This is a genomic window from Kitasatospora sp. NPDC059747, assembly GCF_042732955.1.
Lineage (GTDB): Bacteria > Actinomycetota > Actinomycetes > Streptomycetales > Streptomycetaceae > Kitasatospora.
Genome location: NZ_JBHWGV010000097.1, coordinates 808 through 26,455 on the forward strand (window position 1 = coordinate 808; position 25,648 = coordinate 26,455).

Annotated in this window: 25 protein-coding genes and 1 pseudogene; 11 read left to right on the forward strand and 15 right to left on the reverse strand. The window is 73.1% G+C overall.

Annotation, left to right across the window (positions count from 1 at the left end; translation table 11 throughout):
- Positions 1-313 (reverse strand): DUF6928 family protein (locus tag ACFV4G_RS32385; protein WP_380445754.1); only part of this gene is annotated, 313 nt, incomplete at its 3' end.
- A gap of 442 nt (positions 314-755) precedes the next feature.
- Here ACFV4G_RS32385 and ACFV4G_RS32390 point away from each other — a divergent pair.
- Positions 756-2,228, forward strand: a complete 1,473-nt coding sequence (locus tag ACFV4G_RS32390; RefSeq protein WP_380445716.1) for a helix-turn-helix domain-containing protein — start codon at positions 756-758, stop codon at positions 2,226-2,228.
- A 42-nt stretch (positions 2,229-2,270) separates the two neighbouring features.
- Here the strand turns inward: ACFV4G_RS32390 and ACFV4G_RS32395 are convergent, their stop codons facing one another.
- The 5 genes from ACFV4G_RS32395 to ACFV4G_RS32415 all read right to left on the reverse strand — a co-directional run bounded on the left by ACFV4G_RS32395 (position 2,271) and on the right by ACFV4G_RS32415 (position 7,051).
- Positions 2,271-2,930: a hypothetical protein gene (locus ACFV4G_RS32395; RefSeq protein WP_380445717.1), complete on the reverse strand. Its 660-nt coding sequence runs from the start codon at positions 2,928-2,930 to the stop codon at positions 2,271-2,273.
- Between the two features lie 59 nt (positions 2,931-2,989).
- Positions 2,990-4,315: a DUF58 domain-containing protein gene (locus tag ACFV4G_RS32400; RefSeq protein WP_380445718.1), complete on the reverse strand. Its 1,326-nt coding sequence runs from the start codon at positions 4,313-4,315 to the stop codon at positions 2,990-2,992.
- 26 nt (positions 4,316-4,341) lie between these two features.
- Positions 4,342-5,388 (reverse strand): AAA family ATPase, encoded by a 1,047-nt coding sequence (locus ACFV4G_RS32405; protein WP_380445719.1) that lies wholly within the window; start codon positions 5,386-5,388, stop codon positions 4,342-4,344.
- 95 nt (positions 5,389-5,483) lie between these two features.
- The gene (locus ACFV4G_RS32410; protein ID WP_380445721.1) at positions 5,484-6,014 is read right to left on the reverse strand and encodes a hypothetical protein; all 531 of its coding nucleotides are present in this window, start codon (positions 6,012-6,014) and stop codon (positions 5,484-5,486) included.
- Positions 6,011-7,051, reverse strand: a complete 1,041-nt coding sequence (locus tag ACFV4G_RS32415) for a DUF4129 domain-containing protein (protein WP_380445722.1) — start codon at positions 7,049-7,051, stop codon at positions 6,011-6,013. Before ACFV4G_RS32415 ends, ACFV4G_RS32410 begins: the two co-directional genes overlap by 4 nt.
- A gap of 384 nt (positions 7,052-7,435) precedes the next feature.
- Between ACFV4G_RS32415 and ACFV4G_RS32420 the strand changes: the two genes are divergently transcribed.
- A complete protein-coding gene (locus ACFV4G_RS32420) occupies positions 7,436-7,873 on the forward strand; it encodes a universal stress protein (RefSeq protein ID WP_380445723.1) in 438 nt (145 codons plus the stop codon).
- A 32-nt stretch (positions 7,874-7,905) separates the two neighbouring features.
- Here ACFV4G_RS32420 and ACFV4G_RS32425 read toward each other — a convergent pair whose 3' ends face one another.
- A complete protein-coding gene (locus ACFV4G_RS32425; RefSeq protein ID WP_380445724.1) occupies positions 7,906-8,604 on the reverse strand; it encodes a hypothetical protein in 699 nt (232 codons plus the stop codon).
- 139 nt (positions 8,605-8,743) lie between these two features.
- Here ACFV4G_RS32425 and ACFV4G_RS32430 point away from each other — a divergent pair, with 139 nt between their 5' ends.
- Entirely contained in the window at positions 8,744-9,046 is a 303-nt protein-coding gene (locus ACFV4G_RS32430) for a hypothetical protein (RefSeq protein WP_380445725.1), read from the forward strand.
- 227 nt (positions 9,047-9,273) lie between these two features.
- On the forward strand, positions 9,274-10,512 hold the full coding sequence (locus tag ACFV4G_RS32435) for an AI-2E family transporter (protein WP_380445726.1): 1,239 nt from the start codon (positions 9,274-9,276) through the stop codon (positions 10,510-10,512).
- Here the strand turns inward: ACFV4G_RS32435 and ACFV4G_RS32440 are convergent.
- From ACFV4G_RS32440 to ACFV4G_RS32455, 4 genes and pseudogenes are all read right to left on the reverse strand, one after another.
- A complete protein-coding gene (locus ACFV4G_RS32440) occupies positions 10,399-10,737 on the reverse strand; it encodes a hypothetical protein (RefSeq protein WP_380445727.1) in 339 nt (112 codons plus the stop codon). The genes ACFV4G_RS32435 and ACFV4G_RS32440 overlap by 114 nt on opposite strands.
- A gap of 371 nt (positions 10,738-11,108) precedes the next feature.
- Positions 11,109-11,939, reverse strand: a complete 831-nt coding sequence (locus ACFV4G_RS32445; RefSeq protein ID WP_380445728.1) for an alpha/beta fold hydrolase — start codon at positions 11,937-11,939, stop codon at positions 11,109-11,111.
- 138 nt (positions 11,940-12,077) lie between these two features.
- A complete protein-coding gene (locus ACFV4G_RS32450; protein WP_380445729.1) occupies positions 12,078-12,863 on the reverse strand; it encodes an HAD family acid phosphatase in 786 nt (261 codons plus the stop codon).
- A gap of 187 nt (positions 12,864-13,050) precedes the next feature.
- Positions 13,051-13,365: pseudogene (locus ACFV4G_RS32455) on the reverse strand (hypothetical protein); the annotation flags it as partial.
- 111 nt (positions 13,366-13,476) lie between these two features.
- Between ACFV4G_RS32455 and ACFV4G_RS32460 the strand changes: the two are divergent.
- Positions 13,477-13,614, forward strand: a complete 138-nt coding sequence (locus ACFV4G_RS32460) for a hypothetical protein (protein ID WP_380445731.1) — start codon at positions 13,477-13,479, stop codon at positions 13,612-13,614.
- Positions 13,615-13,867: 253 nt separating this feature from the next.
- On the opposite strand, the gene ACFV4G_RS32465 is transcribed toward ACFV4G_RS32460, so the two are convergent.
- Positions 13,868-14,443, reverse strand: coding sequence for an HD family hydrolase (locus ACFV4G_RS32465; protein ID WP_380445732.1), 576 nt, complete (start codon positions 14,441-14,443; stop codon positions 13,868-13,870).
- Entirely contained in the window at positions 14,440-15,570 is a 1,131-nt protein-coding gene (locus ACFV4G_RS32470; RefSeq protein WP_380445733.1) for a helix-turn-helix domain-containing protein, read from the reverse strand. The genes ACFV4G_RS32465 and ACFV4G_RS32470 overlap by 4 nt, the downstream gene beginning before the upstream one ends.
- 319 nt (positions 15,571-15,889) lie before the next feature.
- On the opposite strand from ACFV4G_RS32470, the gene ACFV4G_RS32475 reads away from it, so the two are divergent.
- The 4 genes from ACFV4G_RS32475 (at position 15,890) to ACFV4G_RS32490 (ending at position 21,934) form a co-directional block, all read left to right on the forward strand.
- Positions 15,890-16,066, forward strand: a complete 177-nt coding sequence (locus tag ACFV4G_RS32475; RefSeq protein ID WP_380445734.1) for a hypothetical protein — start codon at positions 15,890-15,892, stop codon at positions 16,064-16,066.
- Positions 16,067-16,182: 116 nt separating this feature from the next.
- Complete coding sequence (locus ACFV4G_RS32480) at positions 16,183-17,109, forward strand: hypothetical protein (RefSeq protein ID WP_380445735.1); 927 nt, start codon at positions 16,183-16,185, stop codon at positions 17,107-17,109.
- Positions 17,110-17,144: 35 nt separating this feature from the next.
- Positions 17,145-18,386: a tetratricopeptide repeat protein gene (locus ACFV4G_RS32485; protein WP_380445736.1), complete on the forward strand. Its 1,242-nt coding sequence runs from the start codon at positions 17,145-17,147 to the stop codon at positions 18,384-18,386.
- A gap of 227 nt (positions 18,387-18,613) precedes the next feature.
- A complete protein-coding gene (locus ACFV4G_RS32490) occupies positions 18,614-21,934 on the forward strand; it encodes a DEAD/DEAH box helicase (protein ID WP_380445738.1) in 3,321 nt (1,106 codons plus the stop codon).
- 79 nt (positions 21,935-22,013) lie between these two features.
- Here ACFV4G_RS32490 and ACFV4G_RS32495 read toward each other — a convergent pair whose 3' ends face one another.
- Complete coding sequence (locus ACFV4G_RS32495; RefSeq protein ID WP_380445739.1) at positions 22,014-22,418, reverse strand: SgcJ/EcaC family oxidoreductase; 405 nt, start codon at positions 22,416-22,418, stop codon at positions 22,014-22,016.
- An 86-nt stretch (positions 22,419-22,504) separates the two neighbouring features.
- Between ACFV4G_RS32495 and ACFV4G_RS32500 the strand changes: the two genes are divergently transcribed.
- The gene (locus ACFV4G_RS32500; protein ID WP_380445741.1) at positions 22,505-23,032 is read left to right on the forward strand and encodes a GNAT family N-acetyltransferase; all 528 of its coding nucleotides are present in this window, start codon (positions 22,505-22,507) and stop codon (positions 23,030-23,032) included.
- A gap of 102 nt (positions 23,033-23,134) precedes the next feature.
- Here the strand turns inward: ACFV4G_RS32500 and ACFV4G_RS32505 are convergent, their stop codons facing one another.
- Positions 23,135-24,277 carry an LLM class flavin-dependent oxidoreductase gene (locus ACFV4G_RS32505; protein ID WP_380445743.1) on the reverse strand — a complete coding sequence of 381 codons (1,143 nt, stop codon included), beginning with the start codon at positions 24,275-24,277 and terminating at the stop codon, positions 23,135-23,137.
- 485 nt (positions 24,278-24,762) lie between these two features.
- On the opposite strand from ACFV4G_RS32505, the gene ACFV4G_RS32510 reads away from it, so the two are divergent.
- On the forward strand, positions 24,763-25,647 hold the full coding sequence (locus tag ACFV4G_RS32510; RefSeq protein WP_380445744.1) for an ABC transporter substrate-binding protein: 885 nt from the start codon (positions 24,763-24,765) through the stop codon (positions 25,645-25,647).
- The last annotated feature ends 1 nt before the right edge of the window (position 25,648 follow it).

Genomic DNA, 25,648 nt, shown 5'->3' on the forward strand with positions numbered 1-25,648 from the left:
ACGCCGCCGCCCCGGGCCACCCCCTCGCCCCCCCCCCCCCCCCCGTGTCGGACCCCCGGGCCCCCGCGGCGGCGACCGTGGCCCGCCGCTGGGCCTCCACCACCGGGGGTTCGGGAGCACCCGGATCCCGCACGAGGAAACCGTGCAGCCCGACGGCGTCGGCATCCACGTCGTCGGGCGCCGGCAGCCCCTCCAGGACGAACCCGCAGAGCGCGCGCAACGCGTCCTCGCCCATCTCCAGCGGGTGGAACGGCAGCGGGTACGGTCTGTCGTCCCTGTCCGGCCACGGAATGCCGGTGGCCGCTAGTTCCAGCCGGTGTCGGAGCCGGAGGCGTCGTGCTCGTCTGGCGATGCGGTGGTGGCGGCGGTGTGCGGCGTGTACGTCGTTGTGATCATCTCTCGTCCTTTCTCGAATGAAGGCGCGGTCGGCCAACGCAGGCACCCTTTGGACGGAAACGGGAAAACCAATCGGGCGTCATTGTCCGCCCGCCGCTCACGCCGTGACATTCCGGCCAAGGGGAATCGAGCCTCCCTGTGCGACCGGTCTTCGGCTCCTCGCCTCGCCCGGCCTCGGTATGGAATCTACGGCCGCGGGCAAGGGGGCAACAGTGCCTTTCTGCACAGTTGGAGGCTTCGTACGGTGCCGAAGTGCACAGTGTTCCCGCCGTCCTCCGAATTACCACCGCGTGTATTCTGCGGAGTGACGTACCGAACGTTCCGGGGGGAATGGCATGAAGGTCGACAACACTCGGGTTTTGACCGGGGCTCGACAGGCCGAACGGGCGGACGACATCCTCGCGCTGTACCGCGCCGCCCGCAAGGGCGGGACGGCGCAGGTGCTCCGCCGGCTGGCCCACCGCACCGGGACGGTCGCCTTCCTGCTGAACCGGTCGGGCACCCCGGCCAGTCCGGCCGCGCCGCCGCCGGGGAGCGCCGCGCACGGGCTCTGCCTGCGCGGGGCGCGCGAGATCGCCGGCCGGAGGCTGCGGTCCGTCGCCGTCGACGAGGGCGCCCTCACCGGCCTCGTGCTGACCCTCGACGACACCGGGGAGACGCCCCTCCTCGCCGTGGTGGCGCCGCGCCCGGCCCCGCCCGGGCTGCCGGCCCTCGTCGCGGACGCCGCGTCCGTGCTCGGCCTCGCGTGGCAGGCGGAGGACGTCCGCCGCCGTCAGCGCCGGCTGCGCGCGGCCGACGACCGGGTCCGGGAGGCGGTCCTCCAGCTGCTGATGAACGGTCAGACCGCCACGGCGCGCCAGATCTCCGGCGCTCTGCAACCCGCGCTGCCCGAAGTGGTGCAGGTGTACGTCGTCGAGGGTCGGCGCGGCGCGCGCGACGAGGTGGCGCACCGGCTCGCCGCGTCGGGCGGCGGCGCGTGGGCCGTGCCGTGCCCCGTCTACAGCGACCACATGATCGTCCTCGCACCCGCGGCGCCCTCCCTCCCGGCCTGGGCCACCGCCCGGCCCGCGGCGGCGCACCCCTGCCGGATCGGGGTCAGCAACGCCGTGCCCCTGCGGGAGACCGTCACGGGCTACGCGCAGGCGTTCCACGCGCTGGCCGCCGCGCGCCACCGCCCCGACCGGGTCGCGACCTTCGCCTCCGACCAGGACCTCCCGCTCACCATCGGGACGGCCGCGGCGGTGTGGGCGGACACCTTCCTGTCGCCCCTCCGGCTCCACCGCCCCAGGCGCCTCCAGGACCCGGACGGCGCCGAGCTGTTGGCCACCGCCTCCTCCTGGCTACGGTTCTCCTCCGGCGCGGCGGCCCACCTGAGGATCCACCGCAACACCCTGGCCGCCCGCCTGGCGTCCGTCCAGGAGCTGCTCCAGCTGGACCTGGCCCGGCTCGCCAACCGGTCCGCCCTGGCGCTCGCCCTGCACGCGGCCCCGGCCGCTCCCCACTGCGCCGACGACGCCCCGGGCGACGACCGACCGGCACCCGCCCTCGACGACCTCCTCGCCCTGCCCCGCGTCGAGGCCTGGGCCGAGCAGCAGCTCCGGCCGCTCCACGGACCCGACGCCCCGACGGCCGTGGCGCAGACGCTCGCCACCTGGCTGCACCTGGACGCCCGCCTCGTGCCGACGGCCGAGGCGCTGTCCGTCTCGCCCTCGGCCGTCCGCAAACGCCTGGCCAGGGCCGAGGAGTTGCTGCAGCGCTCGCTGGTCCGCTCCCCCACGTCCGTCCACGACCTGTGGCTCGCCGAGCGGGCCCTCGAACTGGCCGAGCACTGACCCCGGTGCCGTGGCACCGGCGGGCGTCGGCACGCACCGGGCTCACCCCCGGGCGGCCGCCTCGGAGGTCGCGTCCTCGGGCTTCCCGGACGCGGCGGTCCCGTCCTCGGCGGTCCCGTCCTCGGCGGTCGCGGACGCGGCGGTGCCGGACGACGCGGACGGGCGCAGCCCGAGGCCCACGCCCCAGGCCGCGGCCGCCACGCCCAGCAGCGCGATCGGGCGCGCCCACTCCCCCGCCCCGGTCGGCGCGAAGGCCACCGGCAGCACCAGCAGCGACGCCGCGACGGCGGCACAGGCCGCGGCCGGGCGGACGGTCCGGCGCTGCGGGCCGAACGCGTCGAGGAGCAGCAGGTAGGCCGCGAGGAGGACGGTCACCGTGAGCGCCTGCCACACCCGCGGCTCGCACAGAGCGGCGAGCACCACCGCACCGACGGCGAGGAGGGTCGTGCGGGACGCGGCGAGGCGCGCGGGCCAGGTCGCCGGCCGGCTCGGCGGATCGTCCTGCGGCGGCGCGGCCCAGAGCGCGAGGCCGGTGGCGACGACGGCCGCCGCGGGCCCGAACCGGTCGGTCGCGCCACCGCTGCCGGGGAGGCCGACCGCGGCGAGGGCCAGGGCGGCGCCGGTGCCCCGCAGGACGGCCCGTTCGAGTCGCGGGGCCCACCGGACGGCGCCGGGCGGGGGTGCCGCTTCCGTCGCACTCACGGGCGGTGCTGGAGTCGTCGAGGCCGTCGGAGTCGTCACGGTCATCGGGGTCATCGGGGTCATCGGGCCGCTCCCGTGATCGTGCGACGCAGCAGCGGCGCGAGTGCCAGGTCGAGCGTCTCGCCCGGCGTGTGGCGGGCCACCGGGATGCCGCGCCCGCGCAGCGTCGAGCGCATCGCCTCGCGTTCGGCGTGCCACAGGCGCAGGGCGAGGGCGTCGGTCTCGTCGTCCGGGCGCGCGGCCGGTTCGCCGGCCGGGACCTCGACCACGACCAGCGGGTTGCCGCGTTCGCGCACCTGGCCGAGCACGTCGAGGATCCGCTGGTCGGCGAGCGGAGTGAACGCGTACACGAGGGCGTGGCCGGGCAGGACCGGCAGCGGGATGCGGGGAACGGCGGCGCCGCGCTGGGGGCGGTCCTGACGGACCTCCAGCACGCTCTCCACCATGCGGTAGAACTGCCGGTCCCCGCTGCCGGCGTTGAGCCAGCGCAGCGTCCCGCCGACCGCGACGAGGCCGATCCGGTCGTGCCGGCGCAGGTAGGAGCGGGTCAGTCCGGTGGCGGCGCGCAGCGTCTCGTCGAGGCTGCGCAGTCCGGTGGTGGCGTCGCGGAAGTCGGCCAGGGTGTCCAGCAGGACGACCGCGTCGGCGGCGCGCTCGGCGGTGAACTGGTTGATCTGGACGGCGTCGCGGCGGGTCGTCGACGGCCAGTGGATGCGCCGCTGCCGCTCGCCCGGCACGTGCGGGCGCACGCCGATCACCTCGGTGCCGGTGCCCTCGTGCGCGGTGGTGTGCTCGCCGATCCGCTCCGGCAGCCGGACCGGGATCGGGGTGAGGCGGGCCGCGCTGGGCACCGGGAAGACGTCCACCCTGCCGAGGTCGGTGCGCACGGTGCGCCGGGTCAGGCCGCCCGCGTCGTGGACGTCGACGTCGATGACGCCGAGCTGCCAGCGGCCCCAGCTGTCGGCGTGGACGACCAGGTCCACGCCGGTCGCGGTGACGCTGAGGGCGTCCAGCGTGACGCCGGGGCCGAGCGCCAGGGTGGGGTCGAGCCGGCCGGTCCGTCCGTCGTGCCGGACGGTGACGTGCACGGTGACGGGCTCGCCCTCGAAGCAGCGGCGCGGCTCGGCGGTGCTGTCCGCGGACAGCGCGGTCGGCCGGGTGCGCCCCGGGGCGGCGAGGGCGAGCAGGACGGCGGGCCCGGCCGCCAGGGCGAGCAGCCACGCGTGGCCGGTGAGCAGCGCGGCGACGGCCGCGGCGGTGGCCACGGTGAGCAGGCGCAGCGTCTGCTCACCGGCGCGCCAGTGCGGCGGGGGCGGGCTGCTCGGCAGGCCGTCGACGAGCCGGGCGCCGACCACCAGCCCGGCCCCGGCGGTGGACCGGGTCACGGATTCCCCCGGAAGCGGTGCGCGGTTCACGAAGTGGCCGCGCGGGGCAGGGTCTGCGGCGCCGGGACGGCGTCGACCAGTCGCCGCACGACGTCGTCGGCCTCGATCTGGCGAACCCACAATTCCGGTGCGAGGGTGATGCGGTGGGCGAGCGCGGGGACGGCGAGCGCCTTGACGTCCTCCGGGGTCAGGTAGTCGCGGCCCTCCAGCATCGCCCGTGCCCGGGCCAGCTGGATCAGCGCGAGGCCGCCGCGGGGCGAGGCGCCGACCTGGATCTGCTGGTCGTTGCGGGTCGCGTCGACCAGCGCGATGACGTAGTCGACCAGGTCGTCGTCGACCTCGACCCGCTCCACCGCCGCGCGCATGGCCAGCAGTTCCGACGGGCTGCTCACGGTGTCCAGCATCGCCTCCGCTGCCGCGCGGTCGAGCCGGGCGCGCAGCATCGCCGCCTCCGTGACGGTGGGGAGGTAGCCCATCCGCACCCGGAGCAGGAAGCGGTCGAGCTGCGCCTCGGGGAGCGCGTACGTGCCCTCGTACTCGATCGGGTTGGCGGTGGCGATCACCAGGAAGGGGTGCGGCAGGCGGCGGGTCTCGCCGTCGACGGACACCTGGCCCTCGGCCATCGCTTCCAGCAGCGCGGCCTGGGTCTTGGGCGGGGTGCGGTTGATCTCGTCGGCGAGCAGGAGCTGGGTGAACAGCGGGCCGGGGCGGAACACCATCTCGCCGGTGTTCCGGTCGTAGAAGGGGGCGCCGGTGACGTCCGAGGGCAGCAGGTCGGGAGTGAACTGGATCCGGCGGAAGTCCAGGCCGAGGGTGGTCGCGAACGAGCGCGCCAGCAGGGTCTTGCCGAGTCCGGGCAGGTCCTCGATCAGGACGTGGCCGCCGGCCAGGGCGCCGAGCATGACCAGGCGCAGCGCCTCCGGCTTGCCGACGACGGCCCGTTCGATCTCCGCGAGCACCGCGAGGGCGCGGTCGCCGGCCTCCTTCGGGGTCAGCACCGGTATCGCCACCGCCGGTTCGGCCGGGGTGTGCGCGCCGTCGAGTGCGGCGGGGGCCTGGGGTAGGACGGACATGGCTCTCCTGCAGGACTGTTCGTGGATGGTGGGATGCGAAGGATCCGGCGCGGGGTGCGGCGCCGTCAACGTGCCTCAGGGGGACGGCTGGACCGTCACAGGGACTCCAGCCGGTCGACGAGGGCGCGCAGGACCGGGGCCGGGACGGTCGCGGCCGGGGCCGGCGCCTCGGGATCGACCCAGGGCCAGAGCCGGGGGCCGACCAGTTCGGCGGCCCGGTCGCGATCGGCCGGCAGCCGCAGGCCGTGGGCCTCCGACAGCCGTACGGCGTAGAGCCGTTGGAGGCGGGTGCGCAGCGGCCTGCAGTCGCCCTGGGGGTCGGTGGCCTGGCCGACGGTCCAGCGCCAGTCGCCGAGGCCGGGCTCGTGCGCCTCCATCAGCCGGGGCCGGCGGCGCAGGATCGTCTCCAGGGCGCCCGCGCCGGCCACGTACCGGGCGGTGACGAGGGCGGTGGCGGTCAGCAGGACGGCGCCGGCCCCGGCCCCGGGCAGGCCGCCGACCAGGGCGAGGAGCGGTTCGGCGAGGACGGCGGTCACGGTCAGCTCGATCAGGCTGTGCCGGACGGAGCCGGGCGCGGCGAACCCGTCGGCCGGGTCTCCGGGTGTCCGCGTCTGCGGGATTCTCATCGGCCGTGTCCTGTCCATCCTGTCGGGTCTGCCGGGCCTGCCGCGCCGGCGGGCGTCGGCTCCGGCGGCTCCGGCGGCTCCGGCCGCGCGGGTGTGCCCTCGGTGAGTGCGGCTGCGAGCGCCGCGCCGATGGTGTCCAGGGCCGCCCGGGCCCGGCGCACGTGGCCGTCGTCCATCGGGTGCGTCGAGTACCTGGCCTCCCGGTACAGCGCGGTGAGCGCGTGTGCCTGGCCGGGGTCGATGCTCTGGTGGGACAGCGCACGTTCCACCAGTTCCGTCGGGCTGTCGGAGTCGCGCCGGGACACGCCGGCGGCGGCGAGCGAGCCTTCCATGGCGACGAAGCAGGCGATCACGGCCGCCCGCGCGTCGTCACCGGTCAGCGCCGTGCGGGCGGACACCACGGCCTCGGCGAGGACGTCCTCCGGGGACGGCGGCGGCGCGGCGGGCAGCAGCACCGGGGCCTTCCGGCGGCGCAGGCGCCCGCGCTGACGCAGCAGCAGGACGACCACGGCCACGAGCACGACGGCCATCGCCACCCCCAGCACCGCGAACAGAAGCCCGGGCAGGAGCATGAGCGCGCCGTCGTCCGTCTCCTTCGACGGAGGCGGCGGTGTCGCAGTGGAGGTCGGCAGCAGTTGCGGCGGCAGCGGCGGCGTGAAGCCGTGGTCGCCGCCCGTGCGGCTGTTGAGGACCAGCATCAGCGCCGGCACCCCGAGGGCGGCCAGCGGCAGCAACACCATCGCCGCCTCCCGCAGGCGCTCGGTCCGCGGCGTCGGCCCGATGAGGGTCCGGACCTCCTCCCGGAAGCGCACCGCGAACCGGCCGATCAGCACCGCCCAGCCGATCCCGAGCAGGACCACGAAACCGATGGTGCGCACCGGCCCGGCCGTGGCCGTGCCGAGCAGCCCGCCGTCGGACCGCAGCGCCGCCGCGGCCGTCAGCAGGCCGACGACGACCAGCAGGACGCCCGTCAGCGTGTTGTTCCCCTGGGCCCGGTCGCTCCGCCGACGTCCCGTCAACGGCGTTTCGCCGTCCATGCGCCCCCCGATTCCCCCACAGCGCGGTCGACGACGCGCATCGTACAACGCCGCTCACCGACCGCCGCGCCGACCGGGCGCCCGTCGTCCACGACGACAACCCCCACCGTTCCGTTCCTTCCGTCCCCCGTCACCGCCCACCACCGTTCGTGTGCGGGCGCCGTCAAGATCGTGTCAAGGGCGCGGTCGCCGCACACTGCCAGAACCCGGCAGTCTTCGGCCCCCTCCCGTATCCGGATTCGATCACCCGCCGGGCCGCCGCACCTCCGTCACCCGGGTGCCGGGCCGTACTGGCGGCGGCGTGCGGCGGCACGCACCGTGGTGCGTGGGGCAACGACGGACCGGGCAGCGACGAACCGGGCAACGACCGACAGGACGGTACAGATGAACGCGAACGACTCCGTTCCCCGCGTCGTGGTCGGCGTCGACGGCTCGCAGCCGTCGCGCGCCGCGCTGCGCTGGGCGGTCCGGCACGCCGAGCTGATCGGCGGGGTCGTCGACGCGGTGGGCGCGTGGGAGCCGCCGAGCCACTTCGGCTGGTCCGCGCCCGTGGTCGACACGTCCTTCGACCGGGACCTCGCCGAGCGGCGGTTCCACGACGAGCTGGACGAGGTGCTCGGCGTGGACGTGCCGGTGCAGATCCGGCGGACGATGGTGATGGGCGACCCCTCCGACGTGCTCCTGGACGCGGCACGCGGCGCCGAACTGCTGGTCGTCGGCAGCCATGGCCACAGCGGCTTCACCCGGGCCCTGCTCGGCTCGGTGAGCACGCGCTGCGCCCAGCACGCCGCCTGCCCGGTGGTCATCATCCGCCCGCAGTAGCGCAGCCCGCAGTAGAGCACCTGCCCCGTGGTTCAGCGGCTGTTCGCATCGTCGGCGGCGAAGTCGACCCGGGTGCCCGGGGTGACGGGCAGCGCCTCGATCCCGTCGTCAGCCAGGATCAGCGCGGCCGCCTCGGCCGAGCACCCGACGTACGTGGACAGCAGGTCGTAGTCGCTGGTGACCACCCAGCTCCGGTCCTCCGGCCACCAGAACTCGGGCCCGGTGATCTCCTCGTAGTCCGCATCGAGCCCGACCTCGGCCGCCACGAAGGGCCGCGAGGAGTCCAGCCCGGCCAGCGACGAACGCCTGACCAGCGGCCCCGGCGCGCCCCACAGCAGGGCCGCCAGGTCGTAGGCGAAGAGGACGGGCTGCTCACCCGTCACCCGGCCGAGGCAGCGCGCCAGCGCCCGGCGGGTCCCGACGTCGGGCTGCCCCGAATCCGCCAGCCACCGGACGTCGGCGTCGGGGCCGTCGGCGTCCTGCAGCAGCGGTCCGTGGCTCATCTCGGCGTGGAACGGCCGGCCCGCCGCCTCGGCCCGCTCCCGCCAGGACCGGGTGCGGCCCGACCCGTCCGAGGCGTCGAACCGGTGGAACACCCGCAGGTACGCGCCGAACCCGCCCGGCACGAGCTCGCCCACGACGTGTCCCGCGCGCTGCCCGGGCCGCTCCAGGGCAGCCTGCAGCCAGGCCAGCTCGGTCCCGTCGTAGCTCCACGTGTGCGTCTCGGTCATGCGCCCATCCTGTCCTGCCCGCCGACGCGGGCGTGCGGCGCCCCCTCGAAGCCGCCTGCCTTGCAGGGCCCGGGTGCCAGGGCGACGCTGGACGTGGCGGACAGCCACCCTCCCTGCCGCTGAGACGAGGAGCCCTGACGTGAGCTTCATCCAGATCATCGAGTACAAGACGACCCGCATCGACGAGTTCAACGCCCTGCTCGACAACTGGGTCGAGAAGAACGCGGGCAACCGCATAGCGACCCGGTCCCTGCAGACCCGTGACCGCGACCAGGAGAACGTCTACCTGAACATCGTCGAGTTCCCCTCGTACGAACAGGCGATGGAGAACTCCGACCGCCCGGAGACGACGGAGTTCGCCGCCCGGCTCGCGACGCTGTGCGACGGACCGCCGGTGTTCCGCAACCTCGACGTGCTGAACGAATGGACCTTCAAGGACTGAAACCCTCCGTGGACACGTCCCGCTCTCGGAGACCGGCGCCCGAGCTGCGGCGAACGGGTGGTCCGGGGCGCTGATCCGGCGGGCGTCGGCGTTGCACGCGGGGCGGGGGCGCCGGTCGGGCGGTACACCTGGGGCCGCCACGGCGCCGGGCGCGGCTGTTGCCGGTGCGCCCGCCGAGGCAACCGAGAGGACCGGACGGAGCCCGGCCGACGTCAGGGAGGCGGTCCGTGGGAGTGAACGGTGCCCGACCGCCCCGGCGTCCCACGCCGCTCGGCAGCCGCCGGCCCCGGGTGGCGCCGCCCCGGGCGCTGCCGTCGGCCTCCGGGGACGGCGTCCCGCCCGGGCTGCGGACCGCCGCCGGGTACGCGTGGCGGCTGGTCCTGCTGGGCGTCACGGCCTACCTCGTCGTGACCGTCCTCGCCCAGCTCGAAGTGCCCGTGGTCGCGGTGTTCGTGGCGCTGGTCATCACGTCCGTCCTGCGGCCGCTCGTCGACCTCATCGCCCGGGTGCTCCCGCGTTCCCTGGCCGTGCTGCTCGCCTTCGTGTGCGCCGCCGTGGTCATGGGCGGGGTCCTGGCGCTCGTCGGCACGACCGTCGCCGACGAGTGGAGCCGGCTCGGCGCCGAGCTGCGCGGCGGCCTCGGCCGGATCGACCACTGGCTGACCGGCGCGCCCTTCCACCTCCGGCCCGGCACCGTCACCGACCTCCGCGCGAAGATCGGCGAGTGGATCACCGCCCACCGCTCGGCGCTCGTCAACACCGCGCTCAGCGGCGCCAGCCGGGCCGTCGAGTTCGTCACCGGGCTCGCGCTCGCGGTGTTCTGCTCGGTGTTCTTCCTGCACTCCGGCCACCGGATGTGGTCCTGGGCGCAGCACCAACTCCCCGGCCGGGCCCAGCCGGTGTGGGCGCGGGCCGGGCGCGCGGCCTGGCGCACCTTCGCCGGGTACACCCGCGGAGTGCTGATCGTGGCGGCCGTCAACGCCGTTCTGGTGGGCATCGCGCTCGCCGTCCTGCGGGTGCCGCTGGTGCTGCCGCTGATGGTCCTGGAGTTCGTCGCGGCGCTCGTGCCGCTGATCGGCTCGCCGATCGCGCTGGCCGTCGCCGCGCTGGTGGCCCTGGCAGCGCGCGGTCCGGTGGTCGCGCTGCTCGTGCTCGCGCTGATCGTCGTCATCGGTCAGATCGAGGGCCACCTGCTGCACCCGCTCGTGATGAGCTGGTCAGTGCGGATCCACCCGGTGGCGGTGGCGCTGTCGGTGATCGGCGGCGCCGTCCTGGCGGGTGTGCTGGGCGCGGTGGTCGCGGTGCCGGTGGTGTCGGTCGCGTGGGCCGTGGTGGGCGAGCTCCGGGACCGGTCAGCGGCCGGGCCGTCGCGAGCCGGTGCGCCACCGCCACGCGATGAGCCGCGCCGCCGACAGGACGAACGTCGGCACCCACACCAGGGAGAAGGCGGCCAGGACGTCGGGTGAGTTCGCGTCCGCGCTCACCAGGGCCAGGCCCGCCGACAGCGCCAGCAGCACCGACAGGACGGAGGCCGGCACGCGCACGACCGCCCGCAGCGCGCGGACGAGCAGCCAGCCCGGCCCGCGCCGCATCGTGCGCAGGGCGCGGTCGAGGCGGCCGTCCGCCCGCAGCTCCTTCTCGATCTCCGCCAGGATCCGCAGCTCCCGGTGGGAGAGCCCCTGCCCGTCCATCGCCGCCACCTCCGAGCACGTGCCCCCACCACACCGTTGCCCGCTCGCGAGGCTCCCTAACACCGATCGGCCGGGACGGCACGTGCCAGGTCGGGACGCACGTCCGGGACGCCCCGCACCGGGTATCGGTCGGGTGCCGATCCGACCACCACGACGGGCGGCACCGACGGTACGGCGACGAGCGGCACGGCGGCCGGATTCCCGGATTGCGGCGGCGGCGGACCACAACTCACCTGGGCCGTCAGTCCGTTCACCCACGGCCGGGCCGCCCCGAGGTCGCCGGTGCCCGGCGCGCGCCCCCGGACGCAATGGTGGTGCGCCCCCTGGGCGTGTCCGGCCACGACCACCCCAGGGGGCGCGCGTCGGCAGCCTCAGGTGTGGGCCTCGATGAAGCCGGTCAGGTTCTGCACGTACTCGGCGGGATGGGTGACGTGCGGGATGTGCCCGGCCCCGACCAGCTGCCGCACCTGCGCCTGGGGCAGCGCCTCGGCGAGCCGGGCGATGATGACCGGGAACCAGGGCGGGCTCACCGTGCCCATGGTCAGCAGGGCCGGGCCCCGGTAGCCGGACAGCCCGCCGAGGTCGAGGGACGACCACCCGGGGTCGTCCTGCTCGTCGAGGAAGGTCGGGGCGTTCGTCAGGAAGGTCTCCCGGACGACCTCCGGGAACCCGTCCCACGCCCCCGGGCCGATGGCGACCTCCTCCACGAACTGGTGGGCGCCGTCGAAGGTCTCACCGGCGCGCAGGTGTGCGAGAACGGAGTCGACCTTCGCCTGCATGTCCCGCATCCGCGAGTCCTGCGAAACCGGCCCACGTCCCGCGTCCGGCGTCACGATCCCCATCAGCGGCGGCTCGTGGGCGACGAGGCTCCGGAACAGCCCGGGGCGCCGCGCGGCCAGGCCCAGCGCCGTCGACGCCCCGAAGGAGTTCCCCGCGACGTGGGCCGGCGCGAGGCCGAGCTCCTCGACCAGCGCCGCGAGGTCGTCCTCGTCCTCCGTCCGGGAGCCCTGCCCCGGCGGCCGCTCGCTCCGGCTGTGCCCCCGCCGGTCGTAGACCAGCACCCGGTACCGCTCGGCGAGGGCCGGCAGGACGGGCACCCAGTTGAAGTGGTCGCCCCAGGAGCCGTGGACCAGGACGAGCGGGTCGCCGTCCCCCGCCAGCTCGTAGTAGAGATCGACGCCGTTGACCCTGGCCCTTGGCATGCGACGGCTCCTCACCTGCTCGCCCGCTCACGTGCTCGCCTGCCGGCCTACCGGCCTGCGGAACGACGGTTTCCCGTCCATTCAGACATCGCGACGCGCGGGCGGCAATACGGAGGACGGCCCGGCCGGCTCCGCGCCCTACGGCAGGTAGTACATCGGGTTCGGCAGCTTGAAGCCCTTGTCCGCGTGCCCGCCGGACAGGTCGCTCTGCTGGTCCCCGAAGTTGCCGACGATCTCGTAGCCCAGGTCCTCGATGTGGGCGCGGGTGCCGGACTTGTACTCGATCACCGAGCACTTCGCCCCGCAGGCCAGGTACGGCGCGGGCGAGGCCGTGTTCTTCAGAAACAGGTGCGCCTCGTCCGCCACCGGGTACCCGACGGCCGCGAGGTTGGCGGCGGTGGCGGCGCGCTGGGCCTCCGGGCGGCCGGTGATGTAGAAGACCGTGTAGCCCTGCTGCTGGGCCCAGGTCGCCAGGTCGTTCATGCCGAACACGGCCGGCATGGTCTTCGTGGCGATGTACTGGGCGTTGCTCGCCGGGTTGTAGACGAAGGTCGTTTCGAGCTCGTAGTTGTACGTCGACAGCGTGGTGTCGTCGACGTCGAGCACGATGGCCTTCCTGCCGTCGCGGTCGTGCTTGATCTGCTGCGCCAGGTACTTCCGGGCCTTGGTCTCGACGCCCTTGACCTGGGCGGCGTAGTTGCTGTCCGGAGAGGGCCAGTGCTCCCCGTTGGCGTCGACGGTGTCCCCGTAGTACGCCTTGATCCTGGCCACCTCGTCCGTCATGTTGGTGATCTGACGGTCCGTCCGGGGCGCGGCGGCATCGGCCGCGGCCAGCCCGCCGCCGGCCACCACCGCGCCGACGACGACGCCGACGACGAGGGTGGGAACCTTCCGCGCACGGGACGTCAGGGTGCTCTCGGGCATGAGGGTCTGCTCCTTCTCCCGCAGGCCGGGAGGGCGCGACTCGCCCGTCGAACCGGCGTGGGGTCTGCGTGATCCACGAACCGTAGGGGCGATCAACCCCACAGGTCAAGGAATGTCTACGCGCATGGTCTACGCGCGATGCGGCTGGGCCGCGACGGCCCTGCGCCGAGACGCCGTGACGACGCCGTCAGGGCAGGTGCCGCAGCCAGGAGTCGAGAGCCGCGTAGTCCCCGTCAGTCAGCCCGCGGCGGGCGTCGACGCGGTGCAGGAGAGCGTGTCCGCCGTGGTGGGCGGCGACCCACACCCGATCGGTGTCCGTGATCTCGTCATCGACCCAGGCGAACGGGCGTCCGGCCGCCCAGTCGACGACGGCGCGGGTCTTCCAGTGCAGGCCGTCCCGCTCGTCCTGGTCGTCGAGGTCGGAGGGCTCCGGCCACGGCACCACCGGCAGCTGCGGCAGACCGAGCAGCGGGGCCACGCACTCGTTCGCGTCGGCCATCCAGGGCAGGTAGTCGACCTTACGTCTCAAGGATGCGGGCGAGCGCTGCTGACTAGAGAGTGGAACCGTGGCTCGCAACGTAGCCGAGTCGGTGAAGAACGTTGACCTGCTTCTGTGGAAGTCGCAGGTCGTACGGGTGCGGTGGCCCAGGACATCCTGTCGCTGAAGGCGCAGGAGGTGAAGGGCCGAGCGCGAGCCAAGAACAATCGGTACGTGATCCGCCGGATCTACCGGGAGAGCCTGTCCGCCTAGATGTTCGGGGCGTTCAGCACGTAGTACGTGGCCTCGGAGCCGAGAACGGCGGTGCGGCCCGCGGCGGGTACGTTCTCTTTTTTGAGCTGCAAGCCCAAAACGCTCGCACCCCCGCCTCCAGAACGAGGCGGGGGTGCGAGCGAGACGGCCAGCGCCTACAGGCCAAGCCGAGCGCGGATAGCGTCCATGCTGTCTGCCATGGCGATGAACTCACTTTGCCGAGCGGGCTGCTTATCGCCCGGCGGCGGCAGCGTCACCCGAGGTAGACCCTCTGCCACTCCAAGGACGTCATTGTCAGTGCGGCCTCAGCAAGGGTGCGAGCTGACTCGGTCTTGAGGCTGCCGAGGCTGCTGTCGATCCACGGCTGAACGTTCTGATACCCCTGCTCGCGGTACTCCACGGCCTGAATCAGGCACTCCAGCTTGTCCGCATCGTGGGCGACGATGACTTCCGGGCTCTCGGCGTTTTCGTACTCCTCCACGATTGCCTGAACCCCGGCGACGACGGCAGGGTGAGCCGCGCTGACCTGGTCGGCGGTCACGCGTTCGTTCGAGGCGGCGGTGAGGTAGCGGCGGCCGATGTGCGGGATATCGCCGACCCGGGTCTCCTGGGTGTCGTGGAAGAGGCACAGCAGGGCGACCTTGGCGGGGTCGGCGCCCTCCATCATCGCGAGCACCGCGCCAACGACACCCGTCCGGAACGAGTGCTCGGCAATCGTCTCGGGGTCCTTGACCCCAGCGATCCACCAGCCGGAGCGCTTCGCCCGCTTGAGCATGCCCGCCTCGAACAGGTAGCCTGCGGTGCCCTTCGCCTGCTTGTCGTCCGTCATCGCTGTCCTTCGCTGTTGGGTCGGTTGTTGCCATAGCCGCCTACCCGCAGACCGTAGTGCACAGACTCCAGCTCGCGGCGGGACTGCTGTGAAAGACCGTCACTTTCGAGCAGCGTGCGCACTCGTGCGGCCAGATCGCGGGCGGTACGGGGGTCCGCGTCGGCCAGGCCGCGTCGGCCGAGCATGAGTGCCCAGATCGAATGAACGTACAGGTCGGTGTACTCGCCTGCGCGGTCCAGCCGGACGGCGAACTGACGCAGCAGTGAGGAAGCGTCCCACGCCGGCCGTTCGTGCTCGGCCATAAAGTCATCGCTGGTCTGGGGACGTGAGTCAAGCCCGAGCCAGTGAGCCCAGTAGTTCAGGTTTGCGTTTTCGAAGTCGTCGTTGTCGGTGATTGAGCGGGCGATGAAGTCCCGGAGCAACTCGGGATCTCCCTGCCGCGCCAGTGCCGCCGCGACCGACCGAGCCTCGGCCCAGCGGGGTGACCACCCTGAGCCGGCCGAGGGAATCCGGCCTCGACGCTGCATCCCGCCGAACCACTCGACCACATCGCGGGCCCGGTCATAGGAGGACAGGTACCAGACTTGTCTGCGGAGCAACGCGGTTTCCTCACCCCCGGCTTCCACCAGGTCGGCAGTGTGCCGGAGGTTGTCGAAGAATCGCGAGCGCACGTCCTGCCCGAGGAGCGGCGCAGTGGAGACCGGCCCGCGTCGGGCGGCAGGGATGTTCAACTCCGAGGCCACAGCACCGGGCAGAACCCCGCTGACAGCCCACCCGATCATGTGCGTGGTGTCCCGGGTAAGCACCCACCCGGCCAACGGATGCTCCAGAACCTCGGACCTCGTAGGCCGTGACCGCAGTATCTCGCCGAGAACGAAGTCCGCGTCCATCGCGAGGCTGATCAGACCCACCAGACCAGCCGGCGCGCCCAGAAGGATCAGCTTCCGGCGCAGCACCACCAGGTTCCCTGCCCTGGTGGAGGAGAGCGGCCGACGGCCGGACTCCCAGCCCTGGACGGTGCTCTTGTCGACCCCTAGGTCCATGGCCAACTCGTCTTGAGTCTTCGGGATCTGCTCCCGGATGACCTTGAACAGGAAGCCAGAGATCACCCCTTCGGGGAGCCGCACGGCCTCGGACTGACTGCCAGTCAGCGGTTCGATACCTCTCGGTGGTGTCCGAGCAGCCATTCCAGGCCCCCCTTGGCCTCGATCGTCCGGGTAACTCGTACTGGCAGTCCGTCGAACCGTCGATTCACTGGCCGTAACTTCATGACTACGGCATCGCAGTGGCAGCGGAAGCCTAGTACCAACTCGGTCTCCCGCGAACAACAGCGATGCCAGGCCGCCCAGCCCACACAATCGGGCGGCCCTGCCGATCACCTGCAAGATCTCGGAAAGACTGCTCACCCACCCCGGCGAGCAGAAGCCAACCCGATTGGAGAGGCACATGAGCACCGCCACCCTCAAGCCCGGTGACCCGGAGGTCACCAACCTCACCCGCCAGCTGGACCACAGCGTCCCCGACGGCGACTTCGCCCCGCAGACGGGCGTCGAGACCCTGACCCGCCGCCTGGACCACAGGGTCCCCGACGGCGACTTCGCCCCGGTGGGCACCGAGGCCTGACCTCAGCCCCAACCGGTGCCGGCTAGTTGACTGCACAGGCGGGTCGGCGACGGGTACTCACCCCCGCCGACCCCCCGCTCTCGGCCGCACACACCCCAGATCAAGGAGAGTCCACATTGAAGTCCGCCATCGCTGACCGCGTCCCCGCCGGCTCCTTCTTCGACCTCGACCGCAAGGACCCGGACCTGATCCGGCTCCGCGAGGAGGGTGCGGAGACGGCGCTGCCGTTCGCCCTGATGGAGCGCCTGGTGAAAACTGGCACCCCCTATGCCGAGCACGCCCGATCCCTGCGCAGCGAACCCGTCACCGTGGCCGGGGCTACGTTCGACTGGTTCCACGCCGAACTCCCCGCCGAGATCGCCAACGAGATCAACTTGGCGGACTACCGGATCGCCGAACACACCGGCGAGCGCCGCACGGTCCTCGTCCAAGCGCTGGACCGCCTCTCGCTGGTCCACCCCGAAGGTTTCGACCGCGTACGCGAGTTCGTCCGGGGCCTGCTGTGGGTGGGTCTCAAGCCCGGTGCCCGAGTATCGTCACTGACGAGCTCCAGCGACCCCGCGCTCCCGTACGTCATCGTGTTCTCGGACAAGGCGGCACGCCACATCCCGCCGAACACCGTCAGCGAGCAGCCCTCCCACCTCTACCTGGCAGAGAACCTGCTACATGAGGGCACCCACCAGTCGATCAGCTTCCACGTCCTCCAGCACCAGGTCTTCGCCGACGGCTACTCGTCCAAGACCTCTCCCAAGATCGAGATCAGGTGGCGGGCCGGTCAGGGAGACGACCGCAACCAGTACTGGGAGATCGACCGGGCCTTCCACGCGACCTGCGTCTACAACCAGCTGCTCCGGTTCCGCCAGACCGAACTGCGCCGCGACGACCTCACTCGCGCCGAGCGCGCGAACTTCCAGAGCGCCTACGACGAGGGACTGCCGGCCGTGCGCTACCTCATGCGCGAACTCGAACTGCTCACCGCGCACTTCACCCCGCACGGGCGGGAGCTGCTGGCCGACTTGCGCCACCAGACCGACCACCTGTAGTGCCACGCTGAGCACACCCGAACGACGGAGGTCACGTGCTGGATCACCTCATCACCCATGACGACAGCCTGCGGATGGTCCCCACCGACCGGAACGAGCTGACCGCCGCGGTCGGCCAACTCCACGAGGAACTGCGGTCCTTGTCCGAGGGGACCGACCCCGCCCGTACCCGGGTTCTGACCAGATGGATCGGCATCGCTCAGATGTGCCTGGGCAACCACGACGAGGCCCGCACGTTCCTCCGGCAGTCGCTCGACATCGTCGCGACGATCGGCAACAGCAGGGCCGTCGTCGCCACCGGGCTCAACCTCGGCGACGCGCACCGCTACGCCGGGGACGCCCAGAGCGCGGACGCGCTCTACCGCAGTGCCCTGAACACCGCCCGAAGCCAGCACCCGGAACTCCTCGACTACGCGCTCCAGCACACCGGCAAGCACCTGATGGAGCGCGGAGACCTCGCGGGCGCGCAGGGCCACCTGCAAGAAGCGCTGCGGCTGCGGATCGCCAAAGGGGATGCCGAGCTGGTCGAGTCCACACAGGCCGCACTCGACCGGGTCGAGCTGCTGATCAGCCAGACCGGCGCAGCGGCGGCCAGTCCCCCCGCACCCGGCCAATGGAGCCGCCAGTGGACCGCCTGGCTCCAGTCCCGGACCACGGCACGAACGTCGTCCCAGTGGGCACTCGATCTCCCGGCGCTCCGGAACGCCGTGGCCGGGCTCACCGCGCACCAACGGGTATACCCGCGCCACCTGCGCGACGAGTCGTTCCCGTCGGTGCTGCTCGCCGCGATGGAGGAGGAGGCCGAGAAGGCCGTCGCCGCCAACGGATACCTCCACAACGGCAAGTGGAATGCCGCCGTCGGTGACGCCGCCAACCACTTCGCCGAACAGGTCGATCTCGCCACAGTCGTCGCGCGGTCCACCGGCCTGGACGTCGAGCCGCCGCACACCGCCGTCTACATCGCCTATGAGGAAGGACAGCACCTCGACTTCCACCTGGACGAGTTCGGCTTCGGCGAGGCCAACCTGCTCCTGTGCCTCAAGCACGATCGTCCCACCGGCGCGTCCCGGGTCAGCACCACCGTGTTCATCAACGCCGACGGCTACCTCGAATGCGAGCTCGCCGCAGGCGACTGCGTCGTGTTCGACGGCGCACTCACGCCGCACGGCCGGACCCCCCTCAGCGCCGGGGAGGCCATCACGCTCATCAGCTTCGGCTTCCGCGCCCGCGATTCGGCCCCTCGGACGCTCACGGGTCTCCCGCCGATCCCGGTGTAACGACGGGCCGTCGACGTCGAGGAACAGCAGCGGACGCTGCGCGGTGTCGGTCACGTCGGCACGATAGTGCGGGCCGCCCACCGTCCTACGCCGGCCGTCGTTCGTCACCGCCGGGCCGACGGGCGGACTGCCGCCGTACCCCGAGGTGTCCCGCGGTGCCCCGGCATTCCGTAGGCTGATCGTCGCCGATGAGCAGGTGAGCAACCAGGAGCTGCGGGGGGAATGCCATGACGGCGGAGCGTCGGCGTAGGGCGGCGGTGGTCGGGTACTGGCGGGCGGTGGAGCTCTTCAGCCCGCAGAAGGTACCGGCCGCGTCCCTTCGCGAGCGGGTGTACGAGGTCTCACCGGATCGGCCGCTGCCCTGGCAGGACGGCCATCCGCTTCGCCGGTTGCCGCTCGAACCGGGCTTCACCTGGCAGCACGTCGTCTACGGCGGGGTCTTCCCGTTGAGCGCGGTGCGGGACGCCCTCCTGGAGGTCTTCGGCGAGGACGACGAGGACCACGACGGGCGCATGGCCGGCGAGAGCGCGCTGTTCGCCCTGACCGTCAACGACGAGGGCCGCCTGCTCCTCGACTCCCCGATCTTCTCCACCTGCGCCTGGGCGACCGGACGCGCCCGCCGCCCGGGGCCCGGCCGGCCGGGCTGGCTGGACGGTTTCGACGGGGAGGCCCAGTCCTGGCACGCACGGGCCGGTGAACTCGGCGAGGACCCGGTACCGGTGCTCGCCGCGGACGGCGCTCCGGCCGCGGAGGCGCTCACCGCAGCGCGGGCCCTCCTCGCAGAGGGAACCGATGGACCGGACGACGGCGCGGACGGGTCGGAGAGCCCGGTCGGCACCCGTCACATCACGGCGGCGGACCTGCTCGGCTTCGCCTCCGACCTCGCCGACGACTGGTCCGTGGCGAAGGACCTGGCGCCGTTCGCCGTCCGGGTCAGGAGCGTGCAGGTCCGGTCCGACCGCGCCGACGACGTGGACCAGCAGGACTTCCTCAACAGCTTCATCGCCGCCGACCTCGACCGCGTCACCCGCGACCTGGCGCTGAACGATCCCGGCCAGGCTCTCGGGACCTACCTCGCACCCGCCGCGGCCTTCCGCCCGGAGCACCGGATCGACCTCCGCCACCAGCCGGAGCAGGCGCTCGTCCGGGTGAGTCCCGCCGCGGCCCCGCCCGGCCGGTGGCCGGCCAGTACGAAGTACCCGCTGGCGCTCAGCCAGCAGTTCGCCGTCAACCTCGTCGGGGGCGAACTCACCGACTCCGCCGGGGTCTTCGCCGTGAACGGCCCACCCGGCACCGGCAAGACGACGATGCTGCGCGACATCGTCGCCCACCTCGTCGTGGAGCGCGCGACACGGCTGGCGCGGCTCCGGCTGCCGTCGGCCGCCTTCAGCGACACGACGCACCAGTGGAAGTCCGGGGAGTACTCCCGCACCGTCAGGGAGCTGCGGGCGGAGCTCACGGGATTCGAGATGGTCGTCGCCTCCGCCAACAACGGCGCCGTCGAGAACATCTCCACCGAGATCCCCTCGCTGGGGGCCGTCCACGAGGACTGGCACGCCCAGGCCGACTACTTCGCCGAGCAGGCCACCCGCCTGCTCAAGGGCGAGCCCGCCTGGGGTGCCATCGCGGCGAGACTGGGCAGCAAGAGGAACCGCGGCGAGTTCGTCTCCCGCTTCTGGTGGGGCCAGGAGAAGGCGTCCGACGCCCGACCCGACAACGGCACCGGACCCGATGATGGCCCGCGGGCCGACGCCCGCCCGTCCGCCGGCCGGACCGCACGGCGTGACGGCTGGATCGACACCGGGCGCGGCCTGCAGCACCTGATGGCCGAGTACGTCGCCTCCCCCCAGAGCGGCGTGTGGCGCGCGGCCGTCGACCGGTTCCGCAGCGCGCTGGCCACCGTCGAACGGCTCGGCGCCGAGCGTGCGGAGGCCGCCGAGGCCCTGTCCGGCCTGCCCGCCGCGCGGGCCGCGGCCGAGGCCGCCGCCCGCGCCGTCCGGACCACGGCCGAGGACCTGCGACACCGTCAGGAGGACCTTGCCGGAGCCGCCCGGACGGCAGCCGAGGCGCAGCGGCGCCTGGAGGACTGCGAGCGCGAGCGGCAGGCCCACTTCGAGCGGCGCCCCGGGTTCACCGTCAGCCTCTTCACCGCCGGCCGGGCGGCTCGCGACTGGCACGCGGGCGACGCGCCGCTGGCCGAGCGCGAGCAGGCCGCCCGGCTCGCCGCCGACGGGGCCAGGGATGCCGAACAGCGGGCAGGATCGGCCGCACACCTGGCCGAGACCGCGCTGCACCACCACCGCGTGGAGCATGCCGACGCCGTCGAGCGGGCCGAGCGGCTGGAGTCCACTCTCGCGACGGCCCGCGCGCGCTGGGGCGACCGTGTGCCCTCCCCCGAGCTGTTGGCCGAGTCCGAGCGCCGCGAGCTCTCGTCCCCGTGGGCCGACGAGGAGATCACGGCCGCGAGGACCGAGGTGTTCTTCGCGGCGATGGAGGTCCACAAGGCCTTCCTCCGGTGCACCGCGAAGACGATGCGCGCCAACCTCAGGGCCGCCATGGACGTGGTCTCCGGAGCCGCTCCGAAGACCGTGCCCGAGGAGGCCCGCCGCGCCGCGTGGCAGAGCCTCTTCCTGGTCGTCCCCCTGGTGTCGACCACGTTCGCCTCGCTCGACCGGGTCTTCTCCGGCCTCGGCCGCGAGTCCCTCGGCTGGCTCTTCATCGACGAGGCCGGGCAGGCCACCCCGCAGATGGCGGTCGGAGGGCTCTGGCGGGCGCGGCGGAGCGTGGTCGTGGGCGACCCGCTCCAGTTGGAGCCCGTCGTCGTCCTGCCCTGGACGGCCCAGCAGGCGCTGCGCCGCGACTTCGGCGTGGACGAGGAGTGGGCGCCGAGCCGCACGTCCGTCCAGCGGGTCGCCGACCGCGCCAACCGGTACGGCACGACGCTGCCCGCCGAACTCCCGGACGGCTCCACCGAGGTGTGGGTCGGCGCGCCGCTCCGCGTCCACCGCCGTTGCGACGACCCGATGTTCGCGGTCAGCAATGCCATCGCCTACGACGGCCTGATGGTCCACGGCACCCCTGATCGCGGGGCGTTCCCGTACGCGGGCAGCTCGTGGGTCGACGTCGCCTCCCCGCAGGCCGAGGGCCACTGGATCCCGGAGGAGGGGCGGGCCCTGCGGCAGATCGTCGAGAAGCTCCTCGACCGCGGGGTCTCCGCCGACGACATCTTCGTCATCAGCCCGTTCCGCGACGTCGTCGCCGGCGCGCAGCGCGTCACCCGCGGCCTGCTGGACCGTACGCGCGTCGGCACCGTCCACACGACGCAGGGCAAGGAGTCGGACGTCGTCATCCTGGTGCTCGGCACCGATCCGCGGCACCCCGGGGCACGCGGCTGGGCCGCCTCCCGGCCCAATCTCCTCAACGTCGCGGTCAGCCGCGCGCGCCGCCGTCTGTTCGTCATCGGCAACCGGGACGCCTGGCGCGACCAGCGCTTCTTCAACACTCTGGCCGACGCCCTGCCCACCCATGTGTGGCACCCGCCGCGGTGACCTCCGCAGGAAGCCTCCGTACACGAGCGGGCGCGCCCCGGTCCCGACCCCCGTGCGGGGCCGGGGTGCACCCGGCCGTCTACCCCGCGTGAACCGCAGTGTTCTGGCAGGCGTGCAGGAGCCACCGTCCGTCGGCGCCGCGTGTCATGACATAGAGCGGGCTGCCCTCGGAATCGCCGTCGGCCGACCGGTACACCTGGCGCACCTTGACGGCGGCGACGTCCGGGCGCAGGAACCGCACGTGCGCCACCTCGTACGTCACCTGCCCGTCCCAGTCGTCGGCGGGCAGCACCGCGCGGGTGAACCCGGCGATCGCCTCGCGCCCGAGCAGGACCCTGCCGTGCGCGGTGGTCCACAGGGCGTCGGGGTGGAAGAGGGCCAGGAAGCCGTCCACGTCCTTGGCCCGCTGGGTGCGCTCGACGGTGGCGACGACGTCGGCGATGGCTTTGACATCGGGGTTCTCGGTACTCGTTTCGTGACTCATGCGCACCACCCTCGCCCTTCAAGTGGGCTTGAGGTCAAGGGAAACCTGCCTGCGGACGGCGGATCGACGGGAGTACGGTTCCGCGCATGGGTCCTCACCAGTCGCTCCCCCGCGACCTGTCCGCCGTCGCGTCGACCATCGCCGTGCCCGTGAGCGTGCGGGACCTCCGCCCGGAGGACCTGCCCGCGTGCACGTGGTCCGGATCGGCCCTCCATCTCCGCAGCGTGGAACGGGAGTTGCTGCGCGCGGCGGCGGGCGAAGTCGACTACCTGGCCGTCTGCACGCCCGTGGACATCCCGGTGGCCATCGGCGGCGTCGACTACCGGGCCGCTGCGGGCGCCGGCACGATCTGGCAGCTCGCGGTGCTCCCCGCCCTCCAGTCCCGCGGCCTGGGCACGCTCCTGATCCGCGCCGCCGAACAGCGCATCAGGGACCGCGGCCTCCGCCGGGCCGAACTCGGCGTCGAGGAGGACAATCCCCGGGCCCGCGCCCTGTACGAGCGCCTGGGCTACGTCGCCTACGGGCGCGAGACCGACGCCTGGGACGAGGAAGCGCCCGACGGATCGGTCCGCCGCCACGAGACGATGTGCGTCCTGATGCGCCGGGAGCTGTGACGCCCCGGCTGCGCGGGCACTCATGCCCCCCGTGATCGTTCTCCCCGCGGCACATACGGGAGAGGAGCAGGATGCGGCGGCGGCCGTCCTGGGATAGCGGCGTCACACCACGCCGGGCAGGGGTCCGGCCAGCCCGCGGGACTGGAGCACCGGGCGGACGCCCTCACCGAACCAGTAGGCCTCCTCCAGGTGTGGGTACCCGGAGAGGACGAAGTGGTCGACGCCGAGGGCGTGGTACTCCTCGATCCGGTCGGCGACCTGTTCGTGGCTGCCGACGAGAGCGGTGCCCGCGCCGCCCCGGACCAGGCCGACGCCGGCCCACAGGTTCGGGTGGATCTCCAGCTCGGCACGGGAGCCCCGGTGGAGGGCCAGCATCCGCTGCTGGCCCACCGACTCGCTGCGGCCCAGCAGGTGTTGGGCCCGCGCGACCTCGGCGTCGCCGATGCCGTCCAGGAGCCGCTCGGCCTCCTGCCAGGCGTGGCGGGAGGAGTCGCGCGAGATGGTGTGCAGGCGGATGCCGAAGCGGATCTCCCGGCCCTCGGCCTCCGCGAGTCCGCGGATCCAGTCGATCTTCTCCTTGACCTGCGCGGGCGGCTCGCCCCACGTCAGGTAGACGTCGGCGTGCCTGGCGGCGACCGGCCCCGCGGCGGGCGAGGAGCCGCCGAAGAAGACCGGGACGGCCGGCGTCGGCGGCACGGGCACGTGGGCACCGGCCACCCGGTAGTGGGTGCCCGCGAAGTCGAACGGTGTCCCGCTCCAGGCGCCGCGCACCACGGTAAGGAACTCGTCGGTCCTGGCGTAGCGGCCGTCGTGGTCGAGGTGGTCGCCGAAGCGGGCCTGCTCGTCGGCGTCCCCGCCGGTGACGACGTTGAGCAGCAGCCGGCCGCGGGTGGCCCGCTGGTAGGTGGCGGCCATCTGGGCGGCGAGGGTGGGCGAGATCAAGCCGGGGCGGAAGGCGACGAGGAACTTCAGGCGCTCGGTCTCGTGGGCGAGGAAGGCCGTGGTGAGCCAGGCGTCCTCGCACCAGGTGCCGGTCGGGGTGAGCACCGCCTCGAAGCCCAGCCGGTCGGCGGCCTTGGCGATCTGCGCGAGGTACTCGACGTCGGGCCGGCGCACGGCGGCGGCCGCCCGGCCGGGGACGGCGTCCGCCGCCGCACCGTCGAGGTTGCTGGCGTAGGCGTGGCGGTCGACCAGGCCGCGGCCGTCGCCGCCGGTCGGCAGGAACCAGTGGAGGTGAACGTTCACGGTGGATGCTCCGGAGTGGTTCGGGGGGCGCAGCGGGATGGTGTCGTCGTCCGGCGCACGGCAGGAGCGCGCCTCGACTGTTCACGGACGGGGAGGGCCGACTACACGCGACGGCTGCCGATGGGCTCGACCGGATCGGGCCGTGGAGGCAGGCGGGCGGGGCGCTCTCAGCAGGAGCGACAGGCAGCGGAACAGACCCGGAGGAGGTCGATGTGACCGCGGGTCGTCAGGGCGACGGAGCGCTGCTGCATGCCGTGGAAGCTAGCCGGACTGCGCCGACGGCGTCAACGGGTGCCCGGAGGGCGGCCCGGGGAGCTTTCATACCGCCGCAACACCTCGGCAACGATCATGGCGGATATTGATCAGGTCAATCGTTCGACCGACGCGGTGAGGCCCGCGACCGGCCCGACCGGGCCGGGACCGCCGTCTCGGCACCGCTCACCGACGGTCGCCTCCTTCACCGCCACCGCCTTTCTGGAGCCACCATGCGCCCGCGCCGGGTCCTCGTCGCCGCCCTCGCTGCCCTCGCCTCCCTCGTGCCCCTCACCGCGTGCAGCAGCAGCGCGTCGTCCGACGCCAAGTCCGCCGACAACCCGTACCAGCTCACCGAGCCGGGGACGCTCCACGTCGGCACGCTCTCGGACGCGCCGCCGAACGTCTACCTCAAGGACGGCAAGTTCACCGGCTTCGACAACGACCTCTTCGCCGCCGTCGCCGCCAAGGCCGGCCTGAAGGTCCAGTTCGCCTCCACCGACTTCTCGGCCCTGCTGTCCCAGGTCGCCAACCACAAGTTCGACGTGGGCAGTTCGTCCATCACCGTCACCGAGGCGCGCAAGAAGACGGTGGCCTTCACGAACGGCTACGACTTCGGCTACTTCGGGCTCGACGTGCCCGCGGGTTCGTCCGTCACGAGCTTCGACCAGCTGACGGGCAAGCGGGTCGTCGTCGTGCAGGGGACCGTCCAGGACGACTACGCCACCAAGCGCAACCTCAACCCGGTGCGCGTCCCCGACTACAACAGCGCCCTCAACCAGCTGAAGACCGGCACCGCCGAGGCCTGGATCTCCCCCGCCGAGATCGGCGAGAAGAGCGCCAACGACAGCGGCGGCAAGGTGCTGCTCGTCCAGAAGCAGCTCAGCCCCTCGCCGACCGCCTTCGCCGTCGCGCCGGACCGGCCGCAGCTGCTCGCCGCCCTGAACAAGGGCCTCGACGAGGTCATCGCGGACGGCACCTGGAACCGCCTCCAGGACCAGTACTACCCGGGCCGCGCCGTGCCGGACGGTTTCCACCCCGGCAGCGGGACGGCGTCCGGTGGCGCGACGGCGGGCCAGTCGACGCCGGCCGCCCCCACCGCGTCCGCGACGCCCTGAC

Excerpts from the sequence above, each read along its gene's own strand:
- ACFV4G_RS32410 (WP_380445721.1), bottom strand. The coding sequence starts at position 6,014 with ATGAGAATCCCGCAGACGCGGACACCCGGAGACCCGGCCGACGGGTTC.
- ACFV4G_RS32440 (WP_380445727.1), bottom strand. The coding sequence starts at position 10,737 with ATGGACGGGCAGGGGCTCTCCCACCGGGAGCTGCGGATCCTGGCGGAG.
- ACFV4G_RS32420 (WP_380445723.1), top strand. The coding sequence starts at position 7,436 with ATGAACGCGAACGACTCCGTTCCCCGCGTCGTGGTCGGCGTCGACGGC.
- ACFV4G_RS32425 (WP_380445724.1), bottom strand. The coding sequence starts at position 8,604 with ATGACCGAGACGCACACGTGGAGCTACGACGGGACCGAGCTGGCCTGG.
- ACFV4G_RS32510 (WP_380445744.1), top strand. The coding sequence starts at position 24,763 with ATGCGCCCGCGCCGGGTCCTCGTCGCCGCCCTCGCTGCCCTCGCCTCC.
- ACFV4G_RS32500 (WP_380445741.1), top strand. The coding sequence starts at position 22,505 with ATGGGTCCTCACCAGTCGCTCCCCCGCGACCTGTCCGCCGTCGCGTCG.
- ACFV4G_RS32465 (WP_380445732.1), bottom strand. The coding sequence starts at position 14,443 with ATGACGGACGACAAGCAGGCGAAGGGCACCGCAGGCTACCTGTTCGAG.
- ACFV4G_RS32475 (WP_380445734.1), top strand. The coding sequence starts at position 15,890 with ATGAGCACCGCCACCCTCAAGCCCGGTGACCCGGAGGTCACCAACCTC.
- ACFV4G_RS32490 (WP_380445738.1), top strand. The coding sequence starts at position 18,614 with ATGACGGCGGAGCGTCGGCGTAGGGCGGCGGTGGTCGGGTACTGGCGG.
- ACFV4G_RS32415 (WP_380445722.1), bottom strand. The coding sequence starts at position 7,051 with ATGGACGGCGAAACGCCGTTGACGGGACGTCGGCGGAGCGACCGGGCC.
- ACFV4G_RS32450 (WP_380445729.1), bottom strand. The coding sequence starts at position 12,863 with ATGCCCGAGAGCACCCTGACGTCCCGTGCGCGGAAGGTTCCCACCCTC.
- ACFV4G_RS32495 (WP_380445739.1), bottom strand. The coding sequence starts at position 22,418 with ATGAGTCACGAAACGAGTACCGAGAACCCCGATGTCAAAGCCATCGCC.
- ACFV4G_RS32405 (WP_380445719.1), bottom strand. The coding sequence starts at position 5,388 with ATGTCCGTCCTACCCCAGGCCCCCGCCGCACTCGACGGCGCGCACACC.
- ACFV4G_RS32445 (WP_380445728.1), bottom strand. The coding sequence starts at position 11,939 with ATGCCAAGGGCCAGGGTCAACGGCGTCGATCTCTACTACGAGCTGGCG.